General features: G+C 68.3%; 14 protein-coding genes. 9 read left to right on the top strand and 5 right to left on the bottom strand.

Annotated features, from left to right (window positions below; translation table 11 throughout):
• Positions 1–2: 2 nt before the first annotated feature.
• From A5730_RS21060 to A5730_RS21050, 3 genes are read right to left on the bottom strand one after another with little or no spacing between them, the layout of a single operon-like run.
• Positions 3–599 carry a PaaI family thioesterase gene (locus A5730_RS21060; protein ID WP_067904804.1) on the bottom strand — a complete coding sequence of 199 codons (597 nt, stop codon included), beginning with the start codon at positions 597–599 and terminating at the stop codon, positions 3–5.
• On the bottom strand, positions 596–1,396 hold the full coding sequence (locus A5730_RS21055; RefSeq protein WP_067904801.1) for a mycofactocin-coupled SDR family oxidoreductase: 801 nt from the start codon (positions 1,394–1,396) through the stop codon (positions 596–598). The genes A5730_RS21060 and A5730_RS21055 overlap by 4 nt, the downstream gene beginning before the upstream one ends.
• Entirely contained in the window at positions 1,393–3,003 is a 1,611-nt protein-coding gene (locus A5730_RS21050; protein WP_231994739.1) for an NAD(P)/FAD-dependent oxidoreductase, read from the bottom strand. Before A5730_RS21050 ends, A5730_RS21055 begins: the two co-directional genes overlap by 4 nt.
• 202 nt (positions 3,004–3,205) lie before the next feature.
• Here A5730_RS21050 and A5730_RS21045 point away from each other — a divergent pair, with 202 nt between their 5' ends.
• The 6 genes from A5730_RS21045 to A5730_RS21020 all read left to right on the top strand — a co-directional run bounded on the left by A5730_RS21045 (position 3,206) and on the right by A5730_RS21020 (position 8,683).
• On the top strand, positions 3,206–4,390 hold the full coding sequence (locus A5730_RS21045; protein ID WP_055405611.1) for an acyl-CoA dehydrogenase family protein: 1,185 nt from the start codon (positions 3,206–3,208) through the stop codon (positions 4,388–4,390).
• A 9-nt stretch (positions 4,391–4,399) separates the two neighbouring features.
• Positions 4,400–5,308: a biphenyl-2,3-diol 1,2-dioxygenase gene (gene bphC, locus A5730_RS21040; RefSeq protein ID WP_067904928.1), complete on the top strand. Its 909-nt coding sequence runs from the start codon at positions 4,400–4,402 to the stop codon at positions 5,306–5,308.
• Positions 5,305–6,771 (top strand): FAD-dependent oxidoreductase, encoded by a 1,467-nt coding sequence (locus tag A5730_RS21035; protein WP_067904798.1) that lies wholly within the window; start codon positions 5,305–5,307, stop codon positions 6,769–6,771. The genes bphC and A5730_RS21035 overlap by 4 nt, the downstream gene beginning before the upstream one ends.
• Positions 6,772–6,907: 136 nt before the next feature.
• Positions 6,908–7,717 (top strand): IclR family transcriptional regulator, encoded by an 810-nt coding sequence (locus tag A5730_RS21030; protein ID WP_156745882.1) that lies wholly within the window; start codon positions 6,908–6,910, stop codon positions 7,715–7,717.
• Entirely contained in the window at positions 7,714–8,064 is a 351-nt protein-coding gene (locus A5730_RS21025) for a hypothetical protein (protein ID WP_067904792.1), read from the top strand. Before A5730_RS21030 ends, A5730_RS21025 begins: the two co-directional genes overlap by 4 nt.
• Positions 8,057–8,683 carry a Dabb family protein gene (locus A5730_RS21020; RefSeq protein WP_067904789.1) on the top strand — a complete coding sequence of 209 codons (627 nt, stop codon included), beginning with the start codon at positions 8,057–8,059 and terminating at the stop codon, positions 8,681–8,683. Before A5730_RS21025 ends, A5730_RS21020 begins: the two co-directional genes overlap by 8 nt.
• A gap of 138 nt (positions 8,684–8,821) precedes the next feature.
• Here A5730_RS21020 and A5730_RS21015 read toward each other — a convergent pair whose 3' ends face one another.
• Together A5730_RS21015 and A5730_RS21010 are read right to left on the bottom strand one after the other, a co-directional pair.
• Positions 8,822–9,709 (bottom strand): SDR family NAD(P)-dependent oxidoreductase, encoded by an 888-nt coding sequence (locus tag A5730_RS21015; RefSeq protein WP_067904786.1) that lies wholly within the window; start codon positions 9,707–9,709, stop codon positions 8,822–8,824.
• A complete protein-coding gene (locus A5730_RS21010; RefSeq protein ID WP_067904783.1) occupies positions 9,706–11,637 on the bottom strand; it encodes an NAD(P)/FAD-dependent oxidoreductase in 1,932 nt (643 codons plus the stop codon). The genes A5730_RS21015 and A5730_RS21010 overlap by 4 nt, the downstream gene beginning before the upstream one ends.
• Positions 11,638–11,739: 102 nt before the next feature.
• On the opposite strand from A5730_RS21010, the gene A5730_RS25460 reads away from it, so the two are divergent.
• Genes A5730_RS25460 through A5730_RS20995 form a run of 3 tightly spaced genes read left to right on the top strand, consistent with a single transcriptional unit; the run spans position 11,740 to position 14,194 of the window.
• Entirely contained in the window at positions 11,740–12,033 is a 294-nt protein-coding gene (locus tag A5730_RS25460; protein WP_369829905.1) for a hypothetical protein, read from the top strand.
• The gene (locus A5730_RS21000; protein WP_067904777.1) at positions 12,033–13,172 is read left to right on the top strand and encodes an acyl-CoA dehydrogenase family protein; all 1,140 of its coding nucleotides are present in this window, start codon (positions 12,033–12,035) and stop codon (positions 13,170–13,172) included. Before A5730_RS25460 ends, A5730_RS21000 begins: the two co-directional genes overlap by 1 nt.
• A complete protein-coding gene (locus tag A5730_RS20995) occupies positions 13,169–14,194 on the top strand; it encodes an acyl-CoA dehydrogenase family protein (protein WP_231994738.1) in 1,026 nt (341 codons plus the stop codon). The genes A5730_RS21000 and A5730_RS20995 overlap by 4 nt, the downstream gene beginning before the upstream one ends.
• Positions 14,195–14,243: the final 49 nt, after the last annotated feature.

The raw sequence follows: 14,243 nt of genomic DNA, 5'->3' as shown, positions 1-14,243 counted from the left end.
CCTCAGTCACGGTCACCGCGCGGCTTGATGAACACGCCCTCCGCACTGACCGTGATTCCCTGGCCATCGGTGATCTGTCCCTTCGCGAAGGTTTTCACGCCCTCGACACGGTCGACCCACGCTTCTGCCCGCACCAGACCCAACGGCGTCCCCCGGACATAGCGCAGCGTGAGCATGCCGGTGTAGGCAGGTCGACCGGGTTCGTGCGCGGTCGCGCCCAGGATGTGGTCGAGGACCATCGCGCACACTCCGCCATGGACGTGCCCCGGGGGCCCCTCGTAAGCGGCGCCCAGTGTGATCTCCGTCCACACGGCGCCGTCGGCGCCGCGGTGAATCACCAACGGAGGTGCGAACGGGTTCCGCGCGCCGATCATCACGTTGCCGGAGGTGACGGGTTGTCCGTCGGACCGATCACGCATAGCGAACGAGCCCGGCATGAGGCTTTCGCTCAATTGCTCTACCGCGCAATCAATGTGCGCCTTCGCCGACATAACGGCGGCGGCGCCGGCCTCGGTGCGGATCGTCGCGTCGATCAGTCGCCGAACGGACTGGGCGAGCGGTTCATACGCCGGTGCGCCGCCGCCGTCGGTTTCGGTCATGTCGCCTTCTGCGAGAGGCCGGCGTCGACGACGAGCTGGGTGCCCGTGATGTAGCGGCCCTCCTCGGAGGCCAGGAACACCACCGCGTTGGCGACGTCGACGGGCTCAACCCAAGGCACCGGCAGCAGGTTGCGCGCCCGGAAGACTTCCGCGGCATCGGCGGCGGTCGGGTTCTTGAGATCCGGGCGTAAGCGTCGAAACGTATTCTCGTTGAGCACCATCGGGGTGGCGACCGGCCCGGGATGAACCGTGTTGACCCGGACGCCGGACGGTCCGAGCTCGTTCGCGAGGGTGCGCGCCAGCCCGACCACCGCGTGCTTGCTCGCGGTGTAATGCGCGGAATTGGGCGTCCCGCGAAGACCATTGGTGGAACTGATGATCACGATGGAGCCCCCATGGCCCATGTGCGGTACGCCGGCCTTGACCGTGTGCCATACGCCGGTCAGGTTGATGTCGAGCGTGCGATGCCAGTCCCGGGGGTCGAGTTCCCATGTTCGTCCGCCCGCTATGTGGATTCCGGCGTTCGCGATGATGGTGTCGAGGCGCCCCAGCGCCGTGACGCCATTGGCTACGGCGTCGGTAACAGCATCCAGATCACTCACGTCGGCAACGCCCGTCACGCAGCGTCGGCCACGGCTTTCGACATCCCTTGCGGTTGCGAGCAACTCGTCGCTCGCTGGGGCGGCATCGAGCGCGATCACATTTGCGCCCTCGTCGGCGAAGCGCTGACAATGCACCCGTCCCGTTCCCTTGGCGGCGCCGGTCACCAGCACTACCTTGCCAAGCAGTCTCGTCATCGTGGCCCCTTAATCAGATCGAAGCCCCGGTACCCGGCCCCGGCCACCTCGGCGCAGATGTCGTTATAAGTGGCGAAGCCGCCGACGAATAGCATGAATCCCCTTGGCTTTCCGGGCACGTTCGCGCCCATGTACCAGGACTCCGCCTTGGTGAACAACGTGGCGTCGGCGAGTCGGGCGCATTCGGCTCCCCAGCCGTCGACGGCATCGCGGGTCGCCTCGATCGCGGCCAGCCCGTGGTCATCGAGGTAAGCAATCGCCGCGGCTATCCAATTCACCTGCGCCTCGGCATGTAGCACCATGTTCGCCAGCACGGCGGGCGCCCCGGGACCGGAGATCAGGAACAGGTTGGGGAATCCGTCGACGCCCAGCCCCAGGTACGTGCGCGGCCCTTGCGCCCAGTCGTCGCGCAATCGACGACCGCCGCGCCCGATGATGTCGATCTTGGCCAATGCACCGGTGAGGGCGTCGAAACCCGTTGCCAGCACGATCATGTCGACGTCGTAGTGCGCGCCGGCGGTTGCGATCCCGTTGGTGTCCACGGATTCGATCGGTGTGTCACGCACGCTGATCAGCGACACGTTCGGCCGGTTGAAGGTGCTGAAGTAGTTGCTGTCGGTGCAGATCCGCTTCGTGCCGATCGGGTGATCATTGGGAATGAGCAGGTCGGCCAGCGCAGGGTCGTCGATGACCGCGCGCACCTTCTCCTCGTAGAACTGTCGGGCCTCGTCGTTGGCCGTCAGGTCGGTCATCTGGTCGGGGAACGTCTTCGAGAACAGCACACCGCCCAGCCGCCAACGCTTCTCGAACGCCGCCCGACGTTCCTCCGGCGTGAGCTCCATCGTCGGCTTCGGCGCCGTAATGTGCGGTGACCCGCCGCCGCTGCGCCACGAGAGCCGCCGCCGTTCGGCGTAGTTCGCCTTGATGTCGGCGAGTTCGGTTTCGCTCAACGGCTTGTTGCCGGCCGGGACACTGTAGTTGGGCGTGCGCTGGAAGACGAAGAGATGTTCGGCGTGTTCGGCGATGATCGGAATCGATTGAATGCCAGACGAACCGGTGCCGATGACGGCGACCCGCTTTGCCGTGAAATCGACGGCATGCTTCGGCCACGCGGCGGTGTGGTAGATCTCGCCCGCGAACGAATCGAGGCCGCGGAAGTTGGGCGTCAGCGCCGCTGACAGCGGGCCCGTCGCCATCAGACAAAAGCGGGCGGACAGCACGTCACCGCCGTCGGTGGTGATACCCCAGCGCAGCGTGGTTTCGTCTAGTGCGCAGGACACGACGCGGGTGCGAAATGTGATGTCGCGGCGCAGGTCGAGTTTGTCGGCCACCCAGTTCAAATACGCGAGGATCTCCGCCTGGGTCGCGTATTTCTCGGTCCAGTTCCACTCTTGCTGCAATTCATCGGAGAACGAATAGCAGTAATCGACGCTTTCGACGTCGCAGCGCGCGCCCGGATAGCGGTTGTAGTACCAGGTGCCGCCCAGCTCCGGCGCCGCCTCGAGGACCCGCACGGACAGTCCCCGACTGCGGAGCTTGTGCAGGGCGTAGAGGCCGGCGAACCCGGCGCCGACCACGACAACGTCGACCGGCTCCGCGCTACTCACGGGCAGGGACGTTATGCCGTACCACCCCGATCGCGGAGACCGATTCCCGGTCACCGGACACTGAGGTGACCCGTCCCGGCCCGCGAGCGCCACGTCGTGTAGTCAATGGCGACCGCTTTTTCGCCCGCTCATCGGGAAGGGCTTCGGCTGGGGCACGAACTGCGGTAGACCATTACTAAGCCCCCAGACGTAAGGAACCAACATGAGCGAACGGGTACTCGACCGGGTCGTGGCGATGGCTGATCAGTTGCGCGACCAGGCCGCCGAGGCCGAGCGGATCGGGCGGCTGACCGATGACACGGTCAAGCTGATGAAGGGCGCGGGCCTGATCCGGCTGCTGCAAACCAAGCAATACCAAGGCTTCGAGGCGCACCCCCGCGAGTTCGCCGAGACGACGATGGCGACCGCTGCGCTGGACCCCGCGGCCGGCTGGATCGTCGGCGTGGTCGGCGTGCACCCCTATCAGTTGGCGTACGCGGACCCCAAAGTCGCCGCCGAGATCTGGGCCGACGACGTCGACACCTGGATGGCCTCGCCCTACGCGCCGCAGGGGGTGGCCAAACCCGTCGACGGTGGCTACATCTTCAACGGCCGCTGGCAGTTCAGCTCGGGCACCGACCACTGCGACTGGATCATCCTCGGCGCGATGCTCGGCGACGAAAAGGGCATACCGATCATGCCGCCCCAGATGCTGCACATGATCCTGCCCCGCAAGGACTACGAGATCGTCGAGGACTCGTGGAATGTGGTGGGGTTGCGGGGAACCGGATCCAAGGACGTCATCGTCAAGGACGCCTTCGTCCCGTCGTATCGGACGATGGACGCGACGAAGGTGATGGACGGCACCGCCCAGCGCGAGGCAGGCATGACCGAACCGCTCTACCTGATGCCGTGGTCGACGATGTTCCCGCTGGGCATCTCGGCGGCCACCATCGGCATCGCCGAGGGGGCGCTGGCCGCGCACCTCGACTACCAACGCGAGCGCGTCGGCGCCACCGGAACCGCGATCAAGGACGACCCCTACGTCATGTTCGCCATCGGCGAGGCCGCCGCCGACATCAACGCCGCCCGCCAGGAACTGCTGGCCAACGCCGACCGGATCTACGACATGGTCGCCGCCGGCAAGGAGGTGTCGTTCGCCGACCGCGCGGCCGGCCGGCGCACCCAGATCCGCGCGGTGTGGCGCGCGGTGTCGGCGGTCGACGAGATCTTCGCCCGCTCGGGCGGCAACGCGGCCCGCATGGACAAGCCGCTGCAACGTTATTGGCGCGACGTGCACGTCGGCCAGCTGCACGCCATCCACATGCCGGGCACCACCTATCACGCGTCGGCGCTGAGTTCGCTGGGCATCGAACCGCCCGAGGGCCCGCTGCGGGCCTTGATCTAGGAGCAGATGTTGACCGACCTGAAAAGCCTGGGCTACATCACCATTTCGACCAACGACATCGACCGCTGGCGGCAATTCGCCTTCGGCGTCCTGGGTTTCGCCGAGGGTAAGGGCCCCGACCCCGAGGCGCTCTACCTGCGGATGGACGAGCGGGCGGCGCGATTGATCGTGGTGCCGGGTGAGACCGACCGGGTGCTCACCATCGGCTGGGAGGTGCGCGACCACCCGGCGCTGCAGCGGGTCAAGGCGACGCTCGACCGCGCGGGGGTGCCGTTCAAGCAGCTGTCCGTCGACGACGCCGAGGCCCGCCGGGTGGAAGAGGTGATCAGTTTCGAGGACCCGGCGGGCACCACGCTCGAGGTTTTCCACGGCGCGGTGCTCGATCACAGCCCGGTGATCACCCCGTTCGGCGCGCGGTTCGTCACCGGCGATCAGGGGATGGGCCACGTCGTCGTGCCCGCGATGGATCCGGGCGGCGTGTTCGACTTCTACACCGAGATCCTCGGCTTCCGTTCCCGCGGCGCGTTCCGGGTGCCGCTGCCGAAGGAGTTCGGCCCGGTGCGGGTTCGCTTCCTCGGGATCAACGAGCGCCACCACAGCCTGGCGATCGTGCCGGCCGCACACATGCGCGACCCTCGCCTGGTGCACATCATGGTCGAGGTCGACACCCTCGACGCGGTGGGCCAGGCGCTGGACCGCGTCAACGCCGAAGGCTTCCAGTTGTCGTCCACGCTCGGGCGGCACACCAACGACAAGATGATCTCCTTCTACGTTCGCGCGCCGGGCGACTGGGACATCGAGTTCGGCACCGAAGGCATGCGGGTTGACGAAAACTATTACACGGCAGAGGAAATCACCGCCGACAGCTACTGGGGTCACCAGTGGATCGGCGAAATGCCCGCGGCCATGCGGCTATGACGCCGGACACCGACGTCACGCCGGTCCCGGCCGCGTCGATCACCTCATGGGATGACGAGGCCGACGTCGTCATCGCCGGCTACGGGGTGGCCGGCGCCGCGGCGGCGGTCGAGGCGGCGCGCTCGGGCGCCGAGGTTCTTGTCCTGGAACGCACCGGATCCTGGGGCGGCGCGGCGGCGATGGCGGGCGGGTTCATCTACCTCGGCGGTGGCACTCCGCTTCAAAAGGCCTGTGGCTTCGACGATTCCGTCGACAACATGGCGGCCTTCCTCAACGTCGCGATGGGACCCGGCGCCGACGACGACCGGATCGCCGACTACTGCGCCGGCAGCGTCGCGCACTTCGACTGGCTGGTCGGCTGCGGTGTGCCGTTCAAGGCGGAGTTCTTCTCCGAGCCCGGCTGGGAACCGATGGGTGACCAGGGCCTGATGTACAGCGGCGGGGAAAACTCCTACCCGTTCAACACGATCGCCTCCCCCGCCCCGCGCGGGCACGTCCCGCAGATGTCGAACAAGAAGCAGGGCGAAGCGAGCGCGGGCTACATGCTGATGAAGCCGCTCGTCGAAACCGCCACGGCCGCCGGCGCGCGCGCCCTCTACGACGTGCGGGGGCAACGCCTCGTCGTCGAGGCCGACGGCAGGGTGGTCGGGATCCGCGCCCGCCGGTACGGCGGCGAGATTTCGGTCCGGGCGCGGCGCGGCGTGGTGCTGGCCATGGGCAGCTTCGCCTACAACGACGCGATGGTGGCGCGCTACGCCCCGCGGATCGCCGGCCGCCCGGCCGCCTCGATCGAGCAGCACGACGGCCAGGCGATCCGGATGGCGCAGGCGCTGGGCGCCGACCTGGCGCACATGGACGCGACCGAGGTCGCGATCTTCATCGACCCCCAGCAACTGGTGCGCGGCATCCTGGTCAACGGCCGCGGTCAGCGCTACGTCGCCGAGGACACCTACCCGGGTCGCGTCGGGCAACTCACGCTCTACCACCAGGACAACACCGCGTACCTCATCATCGACAACGACGCCAACGAAGAGGCGAACGCGTCGTGGTCGCCCAAGTTCATGCTGCGCCCGGCGACCTGGGTCGCCGACACCGTGGCCGATCTGGAGCGCGACATGGGGCTGGCGCCCGGCTCGCTGCAGGCGACCGTGGCCGCCTACAACGAGGGCGCCGCGCGCGGCGAGGACCCCCTGCTGCACAAGAAGCCCGAATGGCTCAGGCCGATCGGCTCGCCGGTGGGCGCCATCGATTTGCGGGAGAACACCGGCGGTTTCACGTTGGGCGGGCTGGCCACCACGCTGAACGCGGAGGTGCTGCACGTCAGCGGGGAACCCATCCCCGGCCTCTTCGCCGCCGGGCGCTGCACCGCGGGGTTGGCCGCGTGGGGTTACGCCAGCGGCATCTCGCTCGGTGACGGCAGCTTCTACGGCCGCCGCGCGGGCCGATCCGCGGCCAAGGGCTGAGCCCAGCCGCATACTTCGCGGCCGGCCGAAACTCGCCGACCTCCGTTATGCGTGACAACCGCCACGCCCGTGTGCTAGGAATATATTCCTAATAGGAATATAACGGTCAGGCACACTTGGAGGATCGATGTCAGGCATCGCCGAACCCGCCACCCCAACGGCCGTCATCGACCGCATATCGCTGGTCCTCGACGCCTTCGAGGGGCCGGGGCGGCTGACCCTGGCGCAGATCGTCAGGCGCACCGGCCTGCCCCGCTCGTCGGCGCATCGGATGCTCGAACGCCTGGTGCAGCTGCGTTGGCTGCGCCGCAGCGGCCGGGATTACGAGTTGGGCATGCGCCTCGTCGAACTCGGATCGCTCGCCGTGCATCAGGACCGGCTGGTGCGGGCCGCCGGCCCGCTGCTGGGCGAATTGCACCGCGCCACCGGCCTCGTCGCGCACCTGGCCGTGCTCGACGGCCCGGACGTGGTGTACCTGGACAAGATCGGTGACCAGAGAATCCCCACCCGGGTGGGTGGTCGCCAGCCCGCCCACTGCACCGCGGTCGGCAAGGCGATCCTCGCCTATCGCGACGAGGATGCCGAGCTCGATCTGCGGGTTCGCAAGACGAGGTACTCGATCTCCAGCGGCACCCAGCTGGCCGTCGAGTTGGCCAAGGTGCGGGCCCATGGCGTCGCGTTCGAGCGCGAGGAGTCGCTGCTGGGCTTCGGCTGCGTGGCGGCACCGATCGGCGGGCCCGGTGAGGCGGTGGCGGCGGTGTCGGTCTGCGGGCCGATGAACCGCATGATGTTCGACCAGCGACTGACGGCCCCGGTGCGGATGACCGCGATGGGCATCTGGCGCAACGTCGAGGGTGGTCCGCAGCGCGTCGCTCCAACCCTGCAGCCGCTCCGCCCGTTGCGTCCCGCGGGTCCGGCGGCGCGGCCCGCCCTTCAGTACGCGTGACCGCGGGCGGCCGGGTCTTCGTGATCGACCGGGTGGTCACCCGGCCCGGGTGCGCCCGGCGATTCGTCGACGCCTACCGCGCCGAGTACGCCCCTGGCGCGCGGGAGCGCGGCATGACGTTGCGCGACGTCCTGGTCAGCCCGCCGATCTGGTTCGATGACGAAACCAACACCGTGACGATCACCTGGACGCTGCCCGACGTGCGGGCGTGGTGGGAGATGACGTGGAAGGGCAGGCCCGACCCGGCCCTCGGTGAATGGTGGTGCGGCATAGACGATCTCGTGCAGGAGCGGTCCCGATCGTTCGCCGCGGCCGCAGCGGACGTGGATCGACTTTGCGATGTTTAGCGTCACGCGGTTGTTAGACGTCGTCGAGGACGAACGCGACCGGATGCTCACCGCGCTGCGCGAAGCCACCGCCGCTGCCGAACCGCTGCGTTCGGCGGTGGCGCCAACGCTGCCCGGTTCCCGAAATGGCGGTGACATCCTCGTGCATCTGCGTTTCGCCACCCAGGGCCAACGAGACCGCGCGGCAAGGGGATTCGAGGGACTGCTGGACGATCCGGCGGTCACCCGGGTCAACGGTGCCGACTATTCGGGCGCGCCGGTTCGCCGCGCCGATACGCCCGGCACCGTGTACCGGACGCTGCTGCTTCGCGTCCTGCCCGACACGGATGCGGCCACAGTCGCCCGCTTCGAGCACGAACTGTCGTCGATGGCGCGCTATGTCTCGTCCATCCGCGCGTGGCAACTGAGCCGGGTGTCCGATGGCGTCGGCACTTCCGCCTGGACGCACGTGTTCGAGCAGGAGTTCTCCGACGTCGACGGGCTGATGGGGCCGTATTTGATGCATCCCATCCACTGGGCCGTCGTGGACCGCTGGTTCGATCCCGAATGTCCCGACGTCATCATCCGGGATCGGGTGTGCCACAGCTTCTGTCACACCACCGAGCCGCTGCTGATCTGACTGTCAGCGCCCCGCCGGTAACGGCGCCACTGCGCGGACGACCATCGCCATACCGGCTCGCAGCGCCGACACCAGGCCGAGTGTGCGGCCTGCCGCACGCTCGAAGAGGCGAACCCTTCTGCGTCTGGACGAGCAGACCTAAATCCCGGCGGGCTGCACGTGAGGATTGGCCGTCGGTGGTGGCGGCAACGGCGGCAACAATCGGGTGCCGTCCAGGCTGTGCACGGGCAATTGCTGCGACCACGGAAAGTGCAGGCTGAACGCAACCAGTCCGGTGCGCTCGGCGGCCGGCAGGTAACACATCGCCAGCACGGTCTCGACCAGGTATTCCACCGGCTCGGTCGGGAAGCCATCCGGAATGAGCTGGGCCGCACCGGGTGTGCGAACGGCCGTCGATGGGCCGACGCAGTTCACCGCGATGCCGGCATCGAGCAGTTCGGCGGCGACGCCCTGGGTGAAGCGATGCAGCGCCGCCTTGCATGACGCGTAGATCACGTCGCCGGAGGTCTTGTTGTAGTCGCGATACGGTCGCACCGGGGCGACGCCGGTCACGGAGCCGATGTTGACGATCCAGCCCGCTCCCTGCTTGCGCATCTGCGGCACAACGGCTTTCGTCAGAACGAACGGTGTGCGCAGGTAGTGATCCACCGTGCGGTCGAACGTTTCCAGACTCATGTCCTCAACCAGACAGTAGTCCGCGAAACCCGCGTTGTTGACCAGGATGTCGATGCGGCCGGTGCGGTCGACCACCTCGTCGATCAGCCCGCCGCGCCGCCCGGCATCCTCGAGATCGGCCGCGACCGCGAACGCCTTCCCGCCGGCGGCCTCGATCAACTCGACCGTCTCGCCGATGGTGCCGGGAAGCCTGCTGGCCGCTCCACCCCGCACGGACGACGACGCGTCGTGCGAACGGGCCGTGACCGCCACGGTGGCGCCTTCCGCCGCCAAGCGCTGGGCGATGGCCCGACCGATCCCGCGGCTACTGCCGGTGACCAAAGCCGTCCTCCCGGGAAGCAACTCGGTCATCGCAACTCGAAATCGCCCTCAACGGGTGTCCGGTGGTCACGCCATACGTCGAGCAGCCGGTAGGGGAAGGCCGTCACGATCCGCCCGCCGCCCGAACGGTAGTACGTGTGCGCGGACGGGGTGTGACACCACACCGTGCCCTCCATCGTCGTGTCGATGTCGGCGACGTAGTCGTCGTAGGCGCGCTGCTTCACTTCGATGGTCGACGCCGCTCGCAGTGCCATCAGCTGGAGGCATTCCATCACGTAGTGCACCATCACCTCGACGCCGAAATTGTGTCCCGCGCCGTGTCCCGGGCTGTAGTTGGGCGCCGACGAGATGAACAAGTTGGGAAACCCGGGGACGGTCCCACCGCGGTAGGCCCGCGGCCGGTTGCCCCACTCGTCGGCCAGCTTCTTGCCGCCGCGCCCCTGAATGTCCATGGTGGACAGGAAATCCAGGTGATAGCCGGTCGCGTAGACGATGACGTCCAAGTCGATCTGCCTGCCGTCGACCGTCACGATGCCCGCCTCGTTGACACGGGCTGGTTCGCTCGCTTCGACGTCGACGTGCTCGCGGGCCAGCGCCGCGTAATATCCGCCGGGATCGCGGATGATCCGCTTGCCGTAGGGCGCGAAGTCCGGCGTGACCTTCCGCGCGAGTTCGCTGCCCGCGCCGAAAACGTCGTCGATGTACTTCAGGCACATCTGTAGCAGCGCGTCGTTGGCCCGCGAAATGGACAGATGGTCGCGCGCCCATTCGGCGTCGTACAAGATCACGGGATAGTTGTTGTCCGCGGTTCCCCAATAGGATTTGAGCCGAATCCAATTGGCGTAGAACGGCAACCGGGTGCCCAGCCATCGCTGATAGTCGGGCACGTCATCGGTCAGCCGCCGCCGCGGTGCCACCCAGTGCGGCTGGCGCTGGAACACCGTCAGGTGCGACACCTCATCGACGCACGCGTCGACGATCTGCACCGCGGTGCACCCGGCACCGATGACGGCAACCCGCTTGCCGGTCAGATCGAGGCCGGGATCCCACTGCGCCGAATGGACTTCGACTCCCGCGAAAGTCCCCCTTCCGTCCAGTTGTGGCCAGCGTGGGCGGTTGAGATAGCCGGCGGCCGGGATCACCACATTGGCGTGGCTGATCTCACTGGCACCGCCGGGGCCCACCGCACGGATTTGCCACTGCTGACGCTCGTCGTCCCACCGAAGGGCTTCGACTTCGGTACCGAAGCGGGTGCGTCGCCGCAGTTCGTACTTGTCGGCCACCGACACCAGATAGGACTGATACTCCCGCCCCATCGGGTAATAGCTGGACCAGTCGCCGTTGATGTCGCGCGACAACGAGTAGTACGCCGAGGGCGTGTCCACACCGATACCCGGATAGGTGGTCGTGTACCAGGTGCCGCCGACCTCGTCGTGGCGGTCGAAGATCTCGTAGTTCACGCCGGCGTCGGCCAACTCCAACGCGGCGGTCAATCCCGCGATGCCGGCGCCGATGATCGCCACCCGGAAGTCGTCGGGGAGCTTCGCGGTGCGAGGCAGCACCGGCTGGGGCGGTTGGAATCCGCCCTGTTCCAACAGCAGCGGGAGGTATTCGGGGTCGATCGTTCCGCCGAGCGCGACCGGCGCGATCCGCGCGAACAGGTCGGAGTCGTCGGCCCGGGCGGCGTGCAGGAGCCGGGGCCTCTGCAGCGCGCCGACCACAGCCTCGACGATGGCCGCCCGCGTCTCCGGGTCGGTCGTGCCCGCCTGCTCCGGCGGGTCGGGCACGTGGGTGATGTTCGGCGCGAAGCGGTCGACCACCGCGGGGTCACCAGTGAGCTGCGCCAGCACCGCGACGAGCACGCCGGGGTCGGCGCGAAGCAGGTTGGCCCGCAGTTCGTCGCGATCGACGCCCACGGGCCCGGTGCGGTCGGCTCTCGCGGTTGCGCCCGTGCTCATGACGCCGAGTATCGCCGCCGTCCGTCGCGATCGGGCGGCCCTTGTCTACTCAGCGGGACACCGGCTACAAGCCGTCGAGCATCGGCGCCTACGGTGGCCGGCATGCAGTTGGGCGAGTTGGACGTCACCGTCGCGCGCGCCCGCGGCCATGCGCCCCGCGATGTCCCCCGCCGGTCGGCGCACAGGCACCCGGACAAGATCGCGATTGTCGACGGTGACGTCGTGCTGAGTTTCGCCGACTTCGAGAACCTGGTGGACCGCGCGGCCGCGGCGTTGGGCGACAACGGTTTTAGAGCTGTTCGGGTCGAGGCCGTCGTCGCGGCGGTGGTGCTGCGCGACGGCGTCGACCTCGGGACCAACGGATCGGTGAAACGCGCGGGGTGCAAGATACGGTGATGGCCTCTTCCCGGCTGGTGCCGCCGATCGCGGTCGACCCGTTGTCGACCCAGGGGCTGCGCGACGAGGTGCGGCAGTTCCTGGACGACCAACGGGCTGCCGGGGCGTTCACCCCGTCGGTGGACGCCTGGCTGTCGGGATGGGACGAGAACTTCACCGCCGCGCTCGCGGCGCGCGGCTGGTTGGGAATGACGGTGCCCGTCGAATACGGCGGCCACGGGCGTTCGTTCCTGGAGCGGTTCGCCGTCACCGAGGAGCTGCTCGCCGCCGGCGCCCCCGTCGCTGCGCACTGGATCGCCGACCGGCAGATCGTGCCGTCGTTGCTGAAATACGGCACGGAGTCACAGAAGCTGGCTTTCCTGCCGCGGATCGTGCGCGGCGAGTGCTTCTTCGCCATCGGCATGAGCGAGCCGGAGTCCGGCTCCGACCTGGCCAGCGTGCGCACCAAGGCGGTGCGCGTCGACGGGGGGTGGTCGCTGACCGGCACCAAGGTGTGGACGTCGGGGGCGCACCTCGCGCACGCGTTCATCGTGCTCGCCCGCACGGCGCCACTGGATCCAGAGCACCGGCATGCCGGACTGAGCCAATTCATCGTCGATCTGCGTGGGCCCGGCGTCGACGTGCGCCCGATCGTGTCGATGAACGGCGCCCACCACTTCAACGAGGTGATACTCGATGAGGCGTTCGTCCCCGACGAGATGGTGTTCGGCGCAATCGGTGACGGCTGGCGGCAGGTGACTTCCGAGCTGAGCTTCGAGCGCAGCGGACCCGAGCGGTACCTGTCCACCTTCGTCCTGCTGGCGGCCTGCGCCGACCGGATGGCCGCGAACGCCATTCCCCGCAACGCGGAGCTCGGGAGGCTCGTCGCGCGAGTCGCTGGTCTGCATCACATGTCCACCGCGGTTGCCGGCGCGTTGGAACGACGCGAGCCGGCCGATATTCCCGCCGCCCTGGTCAAGGTGCTCGGCACGACCACCGAGGGCGACATCGCAGAGTTCGCCGACCTGCAGGACTCCCCCGACCGGATCTTCGCGGCGTTGGTGCGTGCCGGCGTGGATCAGCGGCCGGGGTTCACCCTGCGCGGTGGCACCAACGAGGTGCTTCGCGGAGTCATCGCCCGCGCATTGGGGCTGCGGTGAGCGCCGGGCCGTCCGTCGACGAAGCCCTGGCCGACATGATGGGCGCCGTCTTCGCCGGTCACCGCGAAAAGCTCGGGGGCGAAACGATCGTCGAGCGGGGCTCCGGTCTGTGGCGGCAGCTCGCTGAGCTTGGTCTGCTGCGCCTCACCGGTGCGGTCGAGCACGGCGGCAGCGGGGCCGGGTGGTACGAGGCGGCCGAACTGCTGAACGCGGCGGTGCGCAATGGTATTCGAATCCCGTTGGCGGAGCACGACTTGTTGGCGTGCTGGCTCCTGGAGTCCAGCGGATTGGGCGCCGACGGCGCGGCGCGCGCGGTGTGCGTGGTCGACGCCCGCGGCGTCGCGACGCACGTGCCATGGGCGAGCACGGCCGAACGCGTGGTGGTCGTATGGCGCGCCGACGGGCGGTACCGCGTCGCCGACGCCGCGGCCGAGATGCTCACCATCACCCCCGGCGCCAATTCGATCGGTGAACCACGTGACACCGTGGCCGCCGAGCTCTCCGTCCTGCAGGGAACGCCCATCGGCCCGACCCTGGTCAGCCAGCTGCGGCTGAGGTCGGGGTTGGTGCGGGCGATCCAGGTGTGCGCCGCCCTGGACGAAGCACTGCGACTCTGCATCGAGCACGTGACCTCACGAACGCAGTTCGGGCGGCCGCTGGCGAAGTTCCAAGCGATTCAGCACCTGGTTTCCGACGTTGCCGCCGAGGCCGCGCTCGCCCGGGCCGCGACCGAGGCGGCGTTGGCGGCCGGCGTCAGGGGCGAGTGGTCGAGCCCGGCGCTGGAATTCCTTGTGGCCGCGGCGCGTTCGTGTGCGGGTCACGCGACCTCCGTCGTGGTGAGGAACGCCCACCAAGTGCACGGCGCCATCGGCACCACCCGCGAGCACCGCCTGCACGAATTCACCAGGGCCGCGCTGGCGTGGCGGTCGGAGTTCGGTTCGATGCGCTACTGGGACGACGTCGTCGCCGACGCGGCCATGCGCGCGAGCGCCGGGGGTTTGTGGAGCCTCATCACGGAATGATGCGGATGTGTTCCACTCATCGGGCGGTCACCGTGCCGCCGCGCCCACA

Origin of the sequence: Mycobacterium sp. ACS4054 (assembly GCF_001667275.1) — a bacterium.
GTDB lineage: Bacteria > Actinomycetota > Actinomycetes > Mycobacteriales > Mycobacteriaceae > Mycobacterium.
This window is presented reverse-complemented; position numbering and strand designations above follow the sequence as displayed.

What these genes read in the sequence shown, in the direction of transcription:
- A5730_RS21045 (WP_055405611.1), top strand. Translation starts at nt 3,206, where the DNA reads ATGAGCGAACGGGTACTCGACCGGGTCGTGGCGATGGCTGATCAGTTG.
- A5730_RS21055 (WP_067904801.1), bottom strand. Translation starts at nt 1,396, where the DNA reads ATGACGAGACTGCTTGGCAAGGTAGTGCTGGTGACCGGCGCCGCCAAG.
- A5730_RS25460 (WP_369829905.1), top strand. Translation starts at nt 11,740, where the DNA reads ATGCAGTTGGGCGAGTTGGACGTCACCGTCGCGCGCGCCCGCGGCCAT.
- A5730_RS21015 (WP_067904786.1), bottom strand. Translation starts at nt 9,709, where the DNA reads ATGACCGAGTTGCTTCCCGGGAGGACGGCTTTGGTCACCGGCAGTAGC.
- A5730_RS21035 (WP_067904798.1), top strand. Translation starts at nt 5,305, where the DNA reads ATGACGCCGGACACCGACGTCACGCCGGTCCCGGCCGCGTCGATCACC.
- A5730_RS21010 (WP_067904783.1), bottom strand. Translation starts at nt 11,637, where the DNA reads ATGAGCACGGGCGCAACCGCGAGAGCCGACCGCACCGGGCCCGTGGGC.
- A5730_RS21060 (WP_067904804.1), bottom strand. Translation starts at nt 599, where the DNA reads ATGACCGAAACCGACGGCGGCGGCGCACCGGCGTATGAACCGCTCGCC.
- A5730_RS21020 (WP_067904789.1), top strand. Translation starts at nt 8,057, where the DNA reads ATGTTTAGCGTCACGCGGTTGTTAGACGTCGTCGAGGACGAACGCGAC.
- A5730_RS21000 (WP_067904777.1), top strand. Translation starts at nt 12,033, where the DNA reads ATGGCCTCTTCCCGGCTGGTGCCGCCGATCGCGGTCGACCCGTTGTCG.